At 45.9% G+C, this 15,678-nt stretch carries 16 protein-coding genes; 5 read left to right on the top strand and 11 right to left on the bottom strand.

Annotated features, from left to right (window positions below):
* Positions 1 to 6 precede the first annotated feature (6 nt).
* Genes ACWYVB_RS20395 through ACWYVB_RS20370 form a run of 6 tightly spaced genes read right to left on the bottom strand, consistent with a single transcriptional unit; the run spans position 7 to position 5,814 of the window.
* On the bottom strand, positions 7 to 1,029 hold the full coding sequence (locus ACWYVB_RS20395; RefSeq protein WP_268978514.1) for a sensor histidine kinase: 1,023 nt from the start codon (positions 1,027 to 1,029) through the stop codon (positions 7 to 9).
* On the bottom strand, positions 1,030 to 2,358 hold the full coding sequence (locus tag ACWYVB_RS20390; RefSeq protein ID WP_395196900.1) for a hypothetical protein: 1,329 nt from the start codon (positions 2,356 to 2,358) through the stop codon (positions 1,030 to 1,032).
* Between the two features lie 45 nt (positions 2,359 to 2,403).
* Positions 2,404 to 3,189, bottom strand: coding sequence for an outer membrane lipoprotein-sorting protein (locus ACWYVB_RS20385; RefSeq protein ID WP_395196901.1), 786 nt, complete (start codon positions 3,187 to 3,189; stop codon positions 2,404 to 2,406).
* Positions 3,182 to 4,450: an ABC transporter permease gene (locus ACWYVB_RS20380; protein WP_395196902.1), complete on the bottom strand. Its 1,269-nt coding sequence runs from the start codon at positions 4,448 to 4,450 to the stop codon at positions 3,182 to 3,184. Before ACWYVB_RS20380 ends, ACWYVB_RS20385 begins: the two co-directional genes overlap by 8 nt.
* Positions 4,438 to 5,136 (bottom strand): ABC transporter ATP-binding protein, encoded by a 699-nt coding sequence (locus ACWYVB_RS20375; RefSeq protein WP_154203013.1) that lies wholly within the window; start codon positions 5,134 to 5,136, stop codon positions 4,438 to 4,440. Before ACWYVB_RS20375 ends, ACWYVB_RS20380 begins: the two co-directional genes overlap by 13 nt.
* A gap of 9 nt (positions 5,137 to 5,145) precedes the next feature.
* Complete coding sequence (locus ACWYVB_RS20370) at positions 5,146 to 5,814, bottom strand: hypothetical protein (RefSeq protein WP_457529947.1); 669 nt, start codon at positions 5,812 to 5,814, stop codon at positions 5,146 to 5,148.
* 407 nt (positions 5,815 to 6,221) lie between these two features.
* Here ACWYVB_RS20370 and rodA point away from each other — a divergent pair, with 407 nt between their 5' ends.
* The gene (gene rodA / locus ACWYVB_RS20365; protein ID WP_005392081.1) at positions 6,222 to 7,304 is read left to right on the top strand and encodes a rod shape-determining protein RodA; all 1,083 of its coding nucleotides are present in this window, start codon (positions 6,222 to 6,224) and stop codon (positions 7,302 to 7,304) included.
* Positions 7,305 to 7,377: 73 nt separating this feature from the next.
* On the opposite strand, the gene ACWYVB_RS20360 is transcribed toward rodA, so the two are convergent.
* From ACWYVB_RS20360 to ACWYVB_RS20350, 3 genes are all read right to left on the bottom strand, one after another.
* Positions 7,378 to 8,094, bottom strand: coding sequence for a YebC/PmpR family DNA-binding transcriptional regulator (locus ACWYVB_RS20360; protein ID WP_005392082.1), 717 nt, complete (start codon positions 8,092 to 8,094; stop codon positions 7,378 to 7,380).
* A 135-nt stretch (positions 8,095 to 8,229) separates the two neighbouring features.
* Positions 8,230 to 8,439, bottom strand: a complete 210-nt coding sequence (locus ACWYVB_RS20355) for a DUF3283 family protein (RefSeq protein ID WP_301660040.1) — start codon at positions 8,437 to 8,439, stop codon at positions 8,230 to 8,232.
* Between the two features lie 100 nt (positions 8,440 to 8,539).
* The gene (locus ACWYVB_RS20350) at positions 8,540 to 10,435 is read right to left on the bottom strand and encodes an ATP-binding protein (protein ID WP_104973215.1); all 1,896 of its coding nucleotides are present in this window, start codon (positions 10,433 to 10,435) and stop codon (positions 8,540 to 8,542) included.
* A gap of 68 nt (positions 10,436 to 10,503) precedes the next feature.
* On the opposite strand from ACWYVB_RS20350, the gene ACWYVB_RS20345 reads away from it, so the two are divergent.
* Entirely contained in the window at positions 10,504 to 11,259 is a 756-nt protein-coding gene (locus ACWYVB_RS20345) for a transporter substrate-binding domain-containing protein (protein WP_457529944.1), read from the top strand.
* 71 nt (positions 11,260 to 11,330) lie between these two features.
* Here ACWYVB_RS20345 and ribA read toward each other — a convergent pair whose 3' ends face one another.
* Positions 11,331 to 12,392 (bottom strand): GTP cyclohydrolase II, encoded by a 1,062-nt coding sequence (gene ribA, locus ACWYVB_RS20340; RefSeq protein ID WP_457529942.1) that lies wholly within the window; start codon positions 12,390 to 12,392, stop codon positions 11,331 to 11,333.
* 281 nt (positions 12,393 to 12,673) lie between these two features.
* Complete coding sequence (locus ACWYVB_RS20335) at positions 12,674 to 12,871, bottom strand: PA3496 family putative envelope integrity protein (protein WP_005392088.1); 198 nt, start codon at positions 12,869 to 12,871, stop codon at positions 12,674 to 12,676.
* Positions 12,872 to 13,232: 361 nt separating this feature from the next.
* On the opposite strand from ACWYVB_RS20335, the gene ACWYVB_RS20330 reads away from it, so the two are divergent.
* From ACWYVB_RS20330 to ACWYVB_RS20320, 3 genes are read left to right on the top strand one after another with little or no spacing between them, the layout of a single operon-like run.
* Positions 13,233 to 14,108, top strand: coding sequence for an ABC transporter ATP-binding protein (locus ACWYVB_RS20330; protein WP_395196905.1), 876 nt, complete (start codon positions 13,233 to 13,235; stop codon positions 14,106 to 14,108).
* 2 nt (positions 14,109 to 14,110) lie between these two features.
* Entirely contained in the window at positions 14,111 to 15,043 is a 933-nt protein-coding gene (locus tag ACWYVB_RS20325) for an ATP-binding cassette domain-containing protein (protein ID WP_065645233.1), read from the top strand.
* Entirely contained in the window at positions 15,043 to 15,480 is a 438-nt protein-coding gene (locus ACWYVB_RS20320) for a transcriptional regulator (protein WP_268978519.1), read from the top strand. Before ACWYVB_RS20325 ends, ACWYVB_RS20320 begins: the two co-directional genes overlap by 1 nt.
* Positions 15,481 to 15,678: the final 198 nt, after the last annotated feature.

Here is a 15,678-nt window from a genome sequence, read left to right as displayed (position 1 = left end):
CCTAGATTACGATTCCATTGGCCAGCTCAGGCGAACACATACGCCACCCTGAGCAGACTCACTGATAGAAACCTCTCCTTGCCCGGCGAACAAAGCTTCAACTCGCTGCTTGAGATTACTTAAACCCACGCCTGACCCCATGTGTCCACTAACGTGATTCAAGCCAACACCTGTGTCTCTGACTTCAATCTTCAAGTTCTGTTGTTCGCGCTTGATGAGCAAACTGACTTCTCCACCTTCTCGCTTTGGCTCAATACCGTGAACAATGGCATTCTCCACCAAAGGTTGCAACATCATCGGTGGCAGTTCTGTTGTTCCTAAACCGTCTTCTACTTCAATTTTGTAGCTTAGACGTCCATCCAGACGTATCTTCTGAATACTCAAGTAGGATTCAATTAAGGCAATTTCATTCTCAATCGTGGTGTGCTCTTCACGTGAGCTTTTTAGCGTCGTACGTAATAGTGAGGTAAGTTGATCCAACATCTGCTTGGCCTTATCAACGTCCTGGGACATCAACGCGCTGATATTTGCCAAGGTATTAAATAGGAAATGCGGTTCAATCTGGCTTTGCATCTGTTTAAGCTGACTTAGCAACAGTGCACGCTCCTGCTCTGCCTTTTCACGCTTGATACTCTCTAATTCACGCTGAGCAATCGCTTCTTTCTCGCGTGAGTGGAAATAAAAGTAACACATACCGCTGAATAACAAGCCCATCAGCAACACTGGCAGCATGCCCGAAATGCCGAAGTATTCACCGAGCCAAAACTGCGCATTAATGACGCCAAACAACAAACAGGCGGTCAGTGACAAAGCAATTTCTAGTCTACGAGGGATGCTAGGAAACAACTTGTCGACTAACCAAGAGAAGAACAAGGCGGAGTAACCAAAACCAAAGCTCACCAATACATGTACATAGTAAGGCCCCCCCCAAACAGACAATGTCATTACCGAGATAAACAAACAGAATAAAGTCGTGACAACCACACTGCGTAGCCATCCACTTTCTACCATTAACTTAGCTGAATACATTTAGAATTTCCCTTTGATATTAAATACAATCATATGCTTATCATTGATTTGTGCGTAAGCAGATTGGTCGTCTCCGGTTAAAAAGCGTGCGGCAACTTCCACTTCTACACTTTGATCGCCGGTATCAATCCATTGGTAGTTAAGCCACTGCGTGACAATCACACCGCCATCTTGCGGCGACAACATCACATCCAACGTAGGGGTTACATCGCTTAACCAACCCATATCCGCTTTGCCGTTCCATGCAGCCCATGCTTCCACATCCCAACTCCAGTGCAGCATTACGTTATGCTGAACGATATTGGCATGCTGAAACCCTTGGGCATAGCTTGTCGCAAGTAGAGATACATTAGGATCAGGGAGCTGAGAAAGTAATTCGCCACGCTCTATTGCTTGTTGCCATTCGCCTTTCGACCATGCTCGGCTGTCGTACCAATATTCAGCAATCACGTTGTGTCCGGCTTGGTTTGCCCAGTTCACCCCAGCTAAGGCTTGGAATGCGCTGCCCTGCTCCTCAACCGAAATGGGTCGGTAAAGATCATCCTGCTGAAACTGATAGCCGACACTTTGCTTTTGCCACAGCATGGAACCGTGCATTGCGATGGATTCATCCCACACCGCAATTACACTGGCTCCAAGTAAACCTCGGCGCACATCATCGTAATAACCAATAAGTTGATACTCGGTGTCACCCACCAGCGCATAACGACGAATACCAACACCTTGCTGCTCTGCGGCTTGATCAAGTGCACTTTGGTCTTGTTGCCCCCAGCTTGAATCGGTCGCAATCACCGTCCACTCGCCTGCCATATCATAGTGTGAAAGTGAAAACACACCCGCGCCCTCTTCTGCGACTAAGCCAACAGGGTTTTGTCGATAAGGCTTAAACAGATCTAAAGGTCGGTAGCCATAACCTACACCCCAATCCACGCGCAACTTACCTAAGCTCACATCAAGTGTGGTGTCACCGACTTGCCATTCCCCTAGCCAAGCAAGTTCTCGAATCAGCAGCTGGTTATCAGCTTCACTCCACCACTCGCTCTCTCCTTGTTGATTGAGGTACAAACCTTGGCTATACAGAGCAAACAAGCCACTAAAGTTTTGATAATTCACCTGCACATCCAACAGTGCATTCAGTGAATCACGAGAACTGCCCTGCGCTTGTACAAATGCGCTGTCACGCTGCTTGGCAGTTTCGTAACTGACAGCCCAATCCCACTCAAAACTCAGTTCATCATTGGCAAAAACAGGGGCTGCAGCGCCCACATACAATGACGCAGCAATCAACAGACTGGTGCTTTTGGTAAAGATAGGCTGGCGCGATTTCATGTGACTTCCTTGCTCGTTTTCATGGATCTACTTAAAAAATTGAGACTAAAGCTGAGTCGTGTTGGCTTTAGGCAAATAGCTTGGGTTGTAGAACTTGTTATCCAGTTGCCAAGGCACGATTTCTTGGTACTCGATAACGGTCTTTTTGCTCGGCTGAATGCTATCAAGCAAGGTCATCTCACTGACGTAGTCTTCACCGTTGTCGGTTGCACGTCCGTATTGCGCTTGCTTGGCGAGTTTGCCAGAGCGCAAGTAAAGATCAGCTTTGATTGGAAACGCATCTTGCTCAGACAACCACAAGTCGATCTTCTGATAGCTCGCCCCTTTGGTTTTCGCGGTTAACGCAAGTTGATAAGCCGCGACACTTTCTCCGTTCACCGAAACAGTTTCTGTCGCTTTCCATTCACCTTGATAATCTTGGCTCCACGTCAGGGTTGAGATGTCGCCGATAGACGCTTCACCAAGCAGTTTTTGCATTGGCGTAATTCGAATAGGCCGACGGCTCTTTGGCATTTGCAGCCAGTAGTTATCGCCCATCATCAACATCTTTTGCCCTGCTTCAACCGCCGATTTGAACACAACCAGCGATTCACGATTTGGACGCGTGTACACGTGGTAAAGGCGGGTTTTATCTAACTCTTGGTCTTGATATAAGCGCACCAGTGACACCACTTTGGAGGAATCATCTTGCAAGCGGTAGCTGTCGGCTTTTTCAATCAATTGCGCGACTTGCTGTGCATCTAACGCTGTTTCATTCGCACTGGCATTCATGCTTACAACGCCGCTTGCCGTCAGCAATGCAATTGGTAATAGTGATTTGAAATTAAACATAAATCAGTGCCTCCGTAATTGGCTTGTTCACCCCTTTGCGTGCCGAGAGAAACGCCGCAACCAAACAAATCATCAATACTGCGAATCCTGCGGCAGCCACCAGCTCCCAAGAGAAGTAAATCGTTAATGGGTAACCTTCTGTGCGCCCTGGTGGTGGCGGCATTTGCACATCCACGACCATCAGTAAAACGGTAACTAACGCAGTAAACAAAGCGCCGATTAAGCTGCCAATCACCGCAAGTAACCCTGCTTCGCGCAAGAACCCAGCAATGATTTCGCTAGGGTAGCTACCAAGTGCTGACAATGTGCCGATTTCACGTGTACGCTCGGTGACCGACATGGTCATGGTGTTGAACAGCGCAACAAAGACCACCAACGCCATTACTGCGCCCATGATGCCGAAGATACGGTCGTACAAACCTTTCACTTTGAGATAGAAGAACGCACGTTCTTGCCAAGGCGTAATCTCAATATCTTGATCACCAAAGTTCTGTTTTTGCTTACTCAGAACCGAAGCCACTTGTTGCTCGACTTGGCTCGTTAAACTGGTATCGAACAGAAAGACCGACAACGCGCTGACTTTGTCTGAACCGAGCAGCGATTGCGCGCTGTTGATGTGCACGTACAACTGGCGTTTATCAAGCTCTGGTACGCCGGTTGAATAGATGCCACGAACTTTGAAGTCATACGCGTTCAACGCACCGTCGGTTGTGGTCGCCAGCAAGGTAATCCAATCGCCAACGTGCACGCTTAAGTTGTTCGCCAAATCAACGCCAAGCATCACTTCTGGCTCTGCTGGGTCATAACGCGAAGCATGAATGTTGGATAGCGTCTGCCCTTCGCGCACATCCAAAAACGGTCCTTTCATATCGAATTCGCGCTCGTTCACGCCAATGCCGATAAAGATCGATGACTTGTTGCCGTTGGAAATCAAACCGCTGAACTCAACTCGTGGTTGAACCCCTCGCACTTCGTTTAAGCCAATCAATTGCTTGGTGATGTCGTTGGCGTGAGTTAACCCGTTACTTAGCGGCATCTCTTCTTCTTTGGCGAAATAACCCGGCGTGGTTAATGTCAGATGCCCCGTGTCACGTGCTGTCGATTCTTTCAAACTGTCGTAGGTGTACAGACCAAACCCGCCCGCACTGGTTAAGGCAAACACGGCAATGGCAATGATCAGCATCGACAACAAACTGCGGCGGCGATTGCGTTGCAGGTTCAACCAAGCAAGGCGAACGGAAACTGGAATTAGCTTGCCCATGAAACCTCCTCCACACTTGCGTGCGTTTGGGTGATCTTGCCATCCACCAATTCAATGGTTCGATCGCAGCGAGATGCCATACGAGGGTCGTGAGTGGCGACGATAAAAGTGGTACCAAGCTCGTGTCCGAGCCCTTTCATAATGTCGATGACCTTGTTGGCAGTTTGGCTATCAAGACTTGCGGTTGGCTCATCAGCAATCACCAACGCCGGTTTGTGCACTAAGGCGCGCGCAATTGCCACGCGTTGTTGCTGACCGCCTGATAGGTTATCGGGCATGTGATGAATAAACTCGCCCAAGCCAACGTGTTCTAGCATTTGTGTAGCGAGCTCGGTTTGTTCTGCTTTTGAAAAGCCGTTGAGATGCAGCGGATAAGCCACGTTCTCTAACGCTGTCATCACAGGTACAAGGTTGAATTTTTGGAACACAAAGCCAAGCTTTTCACGGCGCATTTTCGCAGCCTGCATTTGCCCAGTTGGGTATGGGCTGCCTGCAAACGTCACCTGACCTTGGTATTGAGTATCCAGCATGCCAAGTACGTTAAGTAAGGTGCTCTTGCCTGAGCCAGACGGCCCGCACAATGCCACCATTTCGCCGGCAAATACTTCACCAGAAACCTCTCGCAATGCACGCACCGTTTGGCTGCCAAGGGCGTAGTCGCGGCTAAGTTGATTAAAAACGATCATGACGCCTCCCTAATATTTCGCTAACAGCGCTTTCGCGGTTTGCGTTTCTAGATTGCTGTCACCCAATTGCTCCATTTGCGCTAACCATGTTTTGGCTTGTTGAACATCTTCAGCGCGCAATGCAGCTTCAATGGCGTAGCGATAAATCCAAGACGTTGCGGCGAAAGGTTGCTGGCTAAAACTCGGTTCATCGAGCAGAGAAAGGTACAGCTCGTAGCCACGCTCAAAGTGATTGAACATGTCAGGTAGAGAAGTAAAGGTGGTGGCTGCCATGGCGGTGGCTAATTGGTATTCCGGCAAGCCTTGTAAGCGTTGTTGCTCTTGCAGTGGTACTGGCTGATTCGCCATTAAATCCAAACCTTTTTGGATTGTCGCAAGACCGCGCTCGGTGAACTTCATCTTGTTCCAAGGCATAAACGCCTCACGGCCTTGCAACGTCTCCGCACTGCCTAAGTAAACCAAGGTCACCGGCGTTGCGCCCTGCTCTTCGAGTTGTTTGGATAATTCGCCGTAAACAGTATCAACCAAACCAGAATCACCCCGCGCTGCTTGGTTGAATTGACTGAGTGTGCGCTCGCTTGGGTTAGCCAGAGCCAAATTGCTGCTGAGTGCAAATGCGGCGATAAACGTACTTGCCAGTTTAAGAGTTTTGATTGAGCGAGATTGAGAAACCATCATGTACTGTCCTTAGTTGAACGTGATTTGATGGTTTCAGATTAATGGAGAAGATCGCGCGCTGCTTTTGCATGCGACCAATGGCAGTTATTTAGAATGAACGGTTGTTTGCTGCGATGGATGACATTCCCTTCTTAAAGAGAGCATATATCCCTGCTTGTTTGTAAGCGTCCATCTTTCACCACAATAGGAATAAAAATACTGGCTTAAAACCTGCATCTAGTGTATTTATCCATTCCACAGCTTTCCAAGCAGCTTACCCATAACAGACGACATCGACGCTCCTCTCATACACACCTTTGCATGGTGTCTGTTATTTCCAAATAGGATTCTTAGCATCGGAATAGTTCGAACTCTCGAGTTCTGGTTGTTTTCGCGCTCGAACTGGGTGCGTTATTAGGTCGTAGAAAATGAATAAGCGTTTTTTCCCCAGGGTCGATTTGCCACTGCTGATGGCGATCATTCCGATCATGCTATTGAGTACACTAACACTTTGGAGTGCCAGTGGCTTTAATGAGGCCATGCTCTTCAAGCATTTAGCACGCTGCGGACTGACCTTGGTTTGTATATTGGTCATGTCATCGATTCCCGCCGCTAGCTATCAACGCTCAGCTCCATATCTCTACATTATTGCGGTTGCGCTGCTACTTGCTGTCGCTTTGTTTGGCGATAGCACTAATGGTTCTCAACGTTGGCTCGATATTGGCTTTTTTCGCTTTCAACCCTCGGAGCTAATCAAACTCTCGATTCCAATCATGATCGCGTGGATGCTACATATTGAAGGTGGCAGACCAGATAGTAGGAAAATCGCATTCTGCTTACTCATCACAATGATTCCTGCTGGGTTAATCGCGCTACAACCGGATTTAGACGGTGCAGTTTTTACCGTCATTTACGCCTTATTCGTTTTATTTTTAGCTGGCATGAGCTGGAAAATAATCGGTGGCTTTGTCGCGAGTATATTAACGTTGGCGCCAATTTTGTGGTTCTTCGTCATGGAGACGTATCAAAAAAGCCGCGTTACTCAGTTCTTGCACCCGGAGTCGGATCCGTTAGGTTCGGGCTACCAAATTATCCAATCTTTGATTGCGATAGGCTCCGGCGGAATGAAAGGCAAAGGTTGGATGAATGCTACGCAAGGAACACTTGGCTTTATTCCAGAAAGTCATACGGACTTTATTTTTTCGACTTATGCCGAGGAGTGGGGTTTTGTTGGTAGTTTAGTCTTGCTCGCACTGTACTTGTTTATTACCGCGCGCGTCATGTTGCTTGCATGTCAGTCTGACCACTTTTTTAGTCGGCTTGTGAGTGGTGCATTAGCGATGAGCTTTTTCCTGTATGCTTTTATCAATACAGGCATGGTGAGCGGCTTGTTGCCTGTAATGGGAAGCCCTTTGCCGTTCTTTAGTTACGGCGGCACGGCCATGCTGACGCAAGGCATCTGCTTTGGTGTGATCATGTCACTGTGTTATTCCAAATATCGCAACGTATAATGCTGCTAGCAAAGAGTGTGATCAAAAAAGGCTTCCCTCGGGAAGCCTTTTTACAACGGTGGAAGCTAAAAAATTATAGCTCTGCGTTGTGGTAAACCTGCTGAACGTCGTCACAGTCATCTAGAAGATCTAGGAATTTCTGGAACTTCTCAGCATCTTCACCCGCTACTGGCGTGTGAGTTTGAGGAACGAAAGTGATTTCTTCCACATCGATCGTTAGATCTGGGAACGCACCATTTAGTGCTGTCTTCGTCTTGAAGAACTCTGTATGAGGAGCGAATACAGTGATCACACCGTCTTCTAGCTCAACGTCAGTTACGTCTACATCTTCCATCATTAGCGTTTCTAGGATGATTTCATCATCGTCGCCTTTGAACTGGAATACCGCTTGGTGATCGAACATGTGAGAAACTGAGCCCTCAACACCAATTTTCGCACCCACTTTAACAAAGCATTGGCGTACATCTTGGAAAGTACGGTTGCCGTTATCGGTCAGACAGTCAACGATAACACTAGTACCGCCAGGGCCGAAGCCTTCGTAGCGCGCTGGTTGGTAATCTTCACCACCGCCGCCACTCGCTTTGTCTAGTGCTTTGTCGATAACGTGCGCTGGTACCTGATCTTTTTTCGCTTTCGCGATCAGGTGGCGAAGAGACAAGTTCATGTCTGGGTCACTACCGCCGTTTTTCGCGCACATGTAAATTTCTTTACCGTATTTGGAATAAACTTTAATTTTCGCGCCTGCAGTTTTCGCCATAGAGGCTTTGCGCACTTCAAAACTTCTTCCCATCGGGATGTCTCTCTAAATTCAAATTTAATGCGAAGGATTTTAGCAAAAAGCGAAACCTTTTCAATTTCGCTTAGCAAAGGAATGGGGAGGTTACCTCATTCGCCACATAGTTTTATACCGTTGTCACGATTCGCGTTAAGCGACACCCATTACTCGTTTGTACTTTTCGACCGATTGCTGAAAAAACGCTTTTTCATCAGCATCGTTAATCTTGGACAACTGTTCTTCTATTGCTTCAGGACCAGATTTGGCCTCTCTGAGCTTCCAAACCAAAAACGACGCTTGTTTATCCAGTTCGATTTTGGTTTTTTCATCAGGCGGCAATAGGGATAGATTGAACGACATTTACAGCCTCAAGGTACTTTAAATACTAGCCGCGCACTATAGCATACAGAGTTACAATTGCAGAATAGAAACGCACTTAACTTGATCAATTTCAAGTTAACTATTTGGGACCCGCACTGATTTTCAGCGCTTTTGGTAAAAACTGCTCGAATATTTGATGCAACCGATCTTTGGTCACAGGTTTGGCGACAAACTCATTCATACCGACGTCAAAGCAATGTTGTTGATCTTCTTTAATAACATTGGCACTCAACGCAATAATGGGAACGTGTTTCCCCCACTCTCCCATTTGTCGAATACGCTCAGTAGTAATGAAGCCATCCATCACTGGCATTTGGCAATCCATAAACACCAAGTCAAAAGCTTGCTTCTCACATAGCTGAAGCGCTTCTTCACCATGATTTGCGACGCTCACTCGAACGCCGAGCTTTTCCAACATAATACGGACGACTTTCTGGTTTACGATGGTATCTTCAACAATCAATACCCAAGGTTGATTGTCATGCTGGAGGCTGGTTTCATTATCTTCAACTTTTGGAAACGTCAAAACATTAGGTCGTTCCGAGTAGGTAGACCGTGCTTTTACTACAACTGGAATCGAAAACTCAAAACAACTACCGAGTCCCAACTCACTTGTCAGCTGGATTTCTCCTCCCATTAAGTTCACCAACTGAGCACCAATCGCCAAACCAAGGCCGGTACCACCGTACTTTCTGGTTGTACTGCCATCGGCTTGTTGGAAACGTTCGAAGATCGCTTGTTGATTCTCTTTCGCAATACCAATGCCAGAATCAACGACGCGAAATCGAATCATGGCGACATCATGCTCTTGACGCGTTAACTCAACAAGAAGCTTCACATGACCACGATCAGTAAATTTGATCGCGTTGCTCAACAAATTGTTCAATACCTGTTTTAAGCGTGCAGCATCACCTTGCACTTCCGCTGGCAAGTGAGGATCAATATCGCTAAGCAATTGCAGATTCTTCTGCTTGGCTTTGACGGTATGTAAGCTGATCACATCATCCAAAATACGGCGCAGATCATAACTCGCATTTTCTAATTCGACTTTACCTGCTTCGACTTTAGAAAAGTCGAGAATATCGTCGATGATCGTCATTAAAGAGTGAGAAGAACTATCGATGATCTCTACAAACTCTTTTTGCTGAGGATCGAGTTTGGTGTCACCCAGTAATGAAGCGACACCAATAATGCCATTCATCGGTGTTCGAATTTCATGGCTCATAGTGGCAAGAAATTCACTTTTTTTGCGGTTGGCGACTTCCGCTCTATCTCTTTCTTCTTCAAGCTCAGTCTGATGTTCACGGACTTTCTCAACGCTTCGGTTGTATTTCTCCGCCAACACGCTCACTTCATCAAAACACCAACGCTTTGGGAGCGTAACTTTGCTTGGGACCTTCCCGCCACTAAAATCGCTCACGGCGCCGGAAAGCAGTTGGAGAGGATTGACCAAGAGGCGGAAGGCGACCCAAAGCACGCCAATTATGAGCAATAGGATCTTGATCGCTTCTGTCGTGAGCAAGAAAAAAAATTGTTGCCAAAGATCTTCATAAATCGAGCTCAGATCCGCCTGAACAGTCAATGTCGCCAGATCATAGGTTTTATCACCAACACGATATTGCATCGGCCAACTTCTTTCTACGACATCCTCAGAAAGTGCGGTGCCCAGTTCGACGATAACTTCATCTTCATTAGCGATACGTAAATAATCCACAGAGGGCATGCGCATTGCGCCCTCTGCTTGAGTGAGTAACAGTTCCCTATCCTCCACCCATAAGCTGGCAGAAAAGCTCGATAAGTAACTGGATTCGACCTGCTTTAGCTCGACGTGCAAATGGGCTAAATCTTCGTTAAAAACTCGATATAAACTCACAGCAGAAATGATGACAGTAAAGATTAAACTCAACGTTAACACCGCCAACATAAGTTGGTTGCCGATACTAAATCGACGTTGAGATCGCTCTTTTTCATCCATATGAAATCGCTCCGATAAACTTGCGCTACTCTAAATATAGCCACGCGTAAATAATAATCGAGGATACGATGAAAAGACTTCTACTTAGATTGGCTTTTAGTTTTATTGCGATAGGAACTTATGCTACTGCCGCTGAAGTGAACTATTACGTTATCGCCGACCAAGCAAGGCCATTTCAAATAGAACAACAGGGGCAATTGCATTCCGGGATTGTGACTGACATCGTCAGTGCCATTTTCGCTGAATCGGATTATCAGGTGAATTATCATACTTATCCGTTTAAACGAATGATCTCCATATTAGAAGAAGGTGGCGAACCAAACTGGCTAACTTACGGCAGCCCAAATTGGGGCAAGGTGCAATCAGAAAACTTGTCTGAAGAGCCCATTTACACTGTAAAACATGTATTGGTCTCTAGTAGTGAGAAACCGTTAGAGTTCAAGAATATGGACACCATGCATGGCCGATCTATCGTATTACTACTCGGTTTTGATTATCCGAATTTAATCCCATTCTTTGAGGATGGTAGTGTGAATGAAATACGCGTTAAAGATTATGATGCCGCATATCGAGTGATAACCCGAACACCAGGAGATACAGCCTTCGTCGAAATGGAATCACGCGTTATGTACAACTTAAAACGCCTCAATTTGTCGCTAGAAGATTTTCATATCCAATCTTTCGACTCAGTTATCCCTGACTACTCGATCTATTTGGCCTTTTCGCCCCAAATGCAGCCAGAAACTCAGGACTACATCAATACACGTTTGGCTGAGTTAAAAACATCGGGCGAAATTGATGAGATCATTCAAAGATATCAATAAATGACCTAACGAATGAAAACGCCAACGATAGTATCGTTGGCGTTTTCATCTATTGAGACATAGATGATGCTTTACTTGGTGTGATTGACAAACTTAGGATCAAACATGTGCCCTAATTTACTCGCCTTAGTTTGCAAGTAGTGTTGATTGCTCGGATTATTACCTTCTTGCAAGGGCACACGCTCAATGACGTTGATATCAACCGCTTTTAACGCAGCCAGCTTACGTGGGTTGTTCGTCATTAGTCGCACCGCATCAATGCCCAAATGCTCTAACATCCCTTTACAGAATGCGTAATCACGCATATCGGCAGCAAAGCCCAAACGTTCATTGGCTTCTACAGTATCGGCGCCATCGTCCTGGAGGTGATAAGCTCGAATTTTATTAATCAAGCCAATACCACGTCCTTCTTGACGCAAATAAAGCAGTACACCACATCCCTCTTCGACAATATTTTGTAGCGCCCTATTGAGCTGAAAACCACAGTCGCAACGCGTACTAAACAAGGCATCGCCAGTAAGGCACTCCGAATGCAACCGAATAAGTGGTGCAGCGCTGTTTGCAGGCTCTCCATACACGAGGGCAAGATGCTCTTTGTTCGTGGCGGTTTCAACGAAGCCATACATCATAAATGTGCCCCATTGGGTCGGCAATTTGGCTTTATCGATGAACTTCACGAGATTGTAGGGCTCGACATGTCTCAGCTCAGCCCGAACGTTCATCAGAATTTCTCCTAAATGATTTTCTCCTTTACCGTCTCCCCCATCCCCCCAAAAGGCATCTTTGTGAGAATGCTCTGTGAGACAAGCGTTACCCGTTCTCATTAACTGCTGCGCTAAAGGTAGATTTTGCAGAAACTTTTCTCTAACGATGAAAGCCATAACGGCCAACTTCATATCCTCCCAGTCACTTCTGACAAAATGTTCGTATTTTCGACTTAAGGCGAATGCTTCATCGGGAGTGCTCGCGTGTTGAATTTTGCTCTGTAACTGCGCATCGAGGAACTTTTGGGCTTGATAATAATGTTCGCTGGTGGGCCAAGTTTGGGAGGATATATTGACTGGGGCATGGCAAAAATTGGAAAGAAAACCGTGGGGCTCATCGGGCTCATAAAAAAGGATTTGGTCAACCATACTCGCGCTCCTTGCTTTGTGGTCGCGATAATCAACAAAAAGCATATCGCTATTGATATATCTTTTAGTAACGCTAGGTAAGATTGTCAAACTTCTACACAGATGAAAATGAGTTTGGATCTAGAACTTTTTAGGTGAAAGAGAGGTGAATTAGAACGTTTGGATAAGAAAAATAAAGAGATGTGAGATGTTGTAGTGAGACGCTATGGCTAAAATGGAGCGAAAAATAAAAAGGGCAGCCCGACGACTACCCTATGGATTGCTATACCAAACTAGAGCAATCAGTGTATCAAGCCAAGCTCCCTTGCTTCTTCAATGGTCAATCCACTTTCACGGATTTCACGTAGCGCTTCAATGCGTCTTCTGGCTTCTGCTGATTTCACTGTTTTCTCAGGCTTCACAACGGCTTCTTCATCAGGTAATTCCCATTTGTGAGCGATGTTGGTCATCTCGTCATGGTCGATAGAATTAATGGACATATTTCCTCCGAACACACCATGTTTTCGATGCGTAATCTATAGCAAAACAGGAACGAGGTGGTAAGAAAAACTGTAGGGAAATGTGACCCCTCCCGCCCTTTCGTTAACTCCTTAATAGATCCATCATTTAAGTTTTGCCAAGGGGCAAATTTACGATTAAATTTGAATAATTCCCCCTAAAAAAAGTGTGCTGATCCAGCTCTCAATTCTCGTCTTCCTTGACTTCATTAACAACGCCGGATACCACTTTTTATTTCGCCTAACTTTCGAGTCACTTCACTGATTCGCCGCTTGCCACTTTCTAAAAACCATCACACCTGATAATGATAATAATTATCTTTTACATTGGTAAGGTGTTTATATGGATGGTATTAACTTAAATCATGCATACCACAATAATCCGGTCATCCAGATCCGAGATTTATGCGTCGATTACATCACCGATAATGGTGATTTCAATGCGGTAAAATCCGTCAGCTTCGATATCGGCAAAGGAGAAGTATTTGGGCTTGCTGGTGAATCGGGGTGTGGCAAAAGCACGATCGCATTCTCGATCAATCGTCTCCATAAGCCGCCAGCGTTCATTTCTGGCGGTAAAATATTATTTGATGGCAAAGACATTCTTAGCCTCTCAGATTCTGATCTAACCGCTCTGAGGTGGAGTGAAATCGCCATGGTGTTTCAAAGCGCGATGAACTCACTCAACCCTGTCTTAACGATCCAAGAGCAATTCGCAGATGTATTGCGTCATCACCAAGGACTCACCAACGCTCAAGCGAAAGATCGAGCAGAAAAACTATTGGACTTGGTCAATATTCCACGAGAACGGTTAACGGAATACCCTCACCAATTTTCAGGTGGAATGCGTCAGCGCTTGGTGATTGCTATTGCTTTGTCTTTGAACCCTAAGCTGATCATTATGGATGAGCCCACAACCGCTTTAGATGTGGTAGTACAAAGGGAGATTTTACAGCAAATCTATCAGCTTAGAGATGAATTTGGCTTCTCAGTACTCTTTATTACGCACGACTTGGCGCTGATGAGCCAATTGTGTGATCGCATTGCCATCATGCGGCATGGAGAAATCGTCGAAGTCAATCAGGCATACGAAATTCGCAATAATCCTCAACATCCCTACACACAAAAGCTATGGGCTTCTTTTCCAAACATCCACGACGTCCACAAACAACCAGAGCAACCAGAGCAACCAGAGCAACCAGAGCAACCAGGAGCGTAATCATGAATCAGCCTATCATCCAAATGAAAAACGTGATTAAAGAGTTCAGAGTAGGCGGTGGTTTAGCGAAAGAGGAAACCTTCCGTGCGCTCCAAGGCGTGAGCTTTGATCTGTATGCAGGAAAAACGCTGGCTTTGGTTGGAGAATCAGGCTGCGGTAAAAGTACGTGTGCTCGCTTGATCACTAAAGTCTATCCGGCAACAGAAGGCGAGATCCTTTTCAATGGCACTAATATCAATGAGATTACGTCACGTTCAGCGCTCCAAGAGTATCGCAGTAAAGTACAAATGGTGTTTCAAGATCCGTTTGGTTCACTCAATCCAACTCATACCATTCGCCATCATCTAACACGCCCTTTAAAGATTCATAAGCAAATCAAAAGCGAGCGTGACATTCCTGCCCGCTTGGAAGCGCTTTTAAAGCTGGTGGAACTACCTGAAGAGACATTAAATAAGTTTCCTCACGAGCTGAGTGGTGGACAACGTCAGCGAGTAAACTTAGCACGTGCTCTCGCCGTCGGTTCGCAAATCATTCTTGCGGATGAGCCAACATCGATGCTGGATGTCTCCATTCGCCTCGGGGTACTAAATCTAATGCAGCGCATGAAGCAAGAGCTAGGAATCGGCTTTTTGTACATTACTCATGATTTGGCGACCGCACACTACATCGCGGAAGAAACAGCTGTGATGTACAAAGGGCAAATCGTTGAATGGGGTGATACACACTCAATACTGAAGAATCCGCAGCACCCGTACACCAAACTATTGATTTCAGCCGTTCCCGATCCAGATCTTCCTTTTGGTAACTTAGTGAAAAGTGAACCAAACTATTCGATAGATGCCGATGAAATTCGTAGTCGTAGCAGCATCATTGTCGACGAATTTGATCAAATAGGACCCAATCACTATGTAAAACAATGGACTGAGGCTGCGTAATGGAATTGAGGACTTGGCAAGATCAGATCGCCATGTGGTATGAACATCGGAAGCATGATCAAGTTGAAAAACTGGAAACGATCTTATATCAAGCGCCCGACGGCGTGTTTGGCCCAGAACTGAACGAAGTTCAAAGCAAAGCGATTGCTTGCTGGCTAGACGGTTGTTTACGTGTGTTTCAACATGCTAGGTACCGAGATCCTCAAAAAGCGTATCAAACCTTGCTTTACACGAGCGCAAAGCTCGAGCAAGCGGCATGTCAGGTATCGACCGATATTCTGATCAAAGATTGGTGTTTAAAGCGACTTCAGCACCTTACCGTTTTAGCTTTAGAGTTTTGTAATCAGCAATGCGATCAAAATGAGTGGCAACAACAAGCACATAACCTGATCGAGTCGCATGTTGCTTTGATGCGATTTTTAAAATTGGAGATGTAGCTCAGTCTAATAAAATTGCGGGGTTATGGTACGAATAATAGAGGGCTGAAGTAGCCCTCTATTAAGGCGTAGATGCTGTTGGAGGCAGCTTCTACATTTTTCATGAAATCGTAGAAATCACTTCTATACCCGTGATCATTGAAGATGCTTGATTTTCGATAGAATCAGGATCATGCTACGAACCATGAAAATTACACT

This window comes from Vibrio sp. JZG10 (assembly GCF_054064075.1).
This window is presented reverse-complemented; position numbering and strand designations above follow the sequence as displayed.

Coding starts and splice junctions, on each gene's coding strand:
- ribA (WP_457529942.1), bottom strand. CDS start 12,392: ATGGTTGACCAAATCCTTTTTTATGAGCCCGATGAGCCCCACGGTTTT.
- ACWYVB_RS20355 (WP_301660040.1), bottom strand. CDS start 8,439: ATGTCGTTCAATCTATCCCTATTGCCGCCTGATGAAAAAACCAAAATC.
- ACWYVB_RS20370 (WP_457529947.1), bottom strand. CDS start 5,814: ATGATGGTTTCTCAATCTCGCTCAATCAAAACTCTTAAACTGGCAAGT.
- ACWYVB_RS20360 (WP_005392082.1), bottom strand. CDS start 8,094: ATGGGAAGAAGTTTTGAAGTGCGCAAAGCCTCTATGGCGAAAACTGCA.
- rodA (WP_005392081.1), top strand. CDS start 6,222: ATGAATAAGCGTTTTTTCCCCAGGGTCGATTTGCCACTGCTGATGGCG.
- ACWYVB_RS20350 (WP_104973215.1), bottom strand. CDS start 10,435: ATGGATGAAAAAGAGCGATCTCAACGTCGATTTAGTATCGGCAACCAA.
- ACWYVB_RS20325 (WP_065645233.1), top strand. CDS start 14,111: ATGAATCAGCCTATCATCCAAATGAAAAACGTGATTAAAGAGTTCAGA.
- ACWYVB_RS20335 (WP_005392088.1), bottom strand. CDS start 12,871: ATGTCCATTAATTCTATCGACCATGACGAGATGACCAACATCGCTCAC.
- ACWYVB_RS20320 (WP_268978519.1), top strand. CDS start 15,043: ATGGAATTGAGGACTTGGCAAGATCAGATCGCCATGTGGTATGAACAT.
- ACWYVB_RS20385 (WP_395196901.1), bottom strand. CDS start 3,189: ATGTTTAATTTCAAATCACTATTACCAATTGCATTGCTGACGGCAAGC.
- ACWYVB_RS20380 (WP_395196902.1), bottom strand. CDS start 4,450: ATGGGCAAGCTAATTCCAGTTTCCGTTCGCCTTGCTTGGTTGAACCTG.
- ACWYVB_RS20395 (WP_268978514.1), bottom strand. CDS start 1,029: ATGTATTCAGCTAAGTTAATGGTAGAAAGTGGATGGCTACGCAGTGTG.
- ACWYVB_RS20345 (WP_457529944.1), top strand. CDS start 10,504: ATGAAAAGACTTCTACTTAGATTGGCTTTTAGTTTTATTGCGATAGGA.
- ACWYVB_RS20330 (WP_395196905.1), top strand. CDS start 13,233: ATGGATGGTATTAACTTAAATCATGCATACCACAATAATCCGGTCATC.
- ACWYVB_RS20390 (WP_395196900.1), bottom strand. CDS start 2,358: ATGAAATCGCGCCAGCCTATCTTTACCAAAAGCACCAGTCTGTTGATT.
- ACWYVB_RS20375 (WP_154203013.1), bottom strand. CDS start 5,136: ATGATCGTTTTTAATCAACTTAGCCGCGACTACGCCCTTGGCAGCCAA.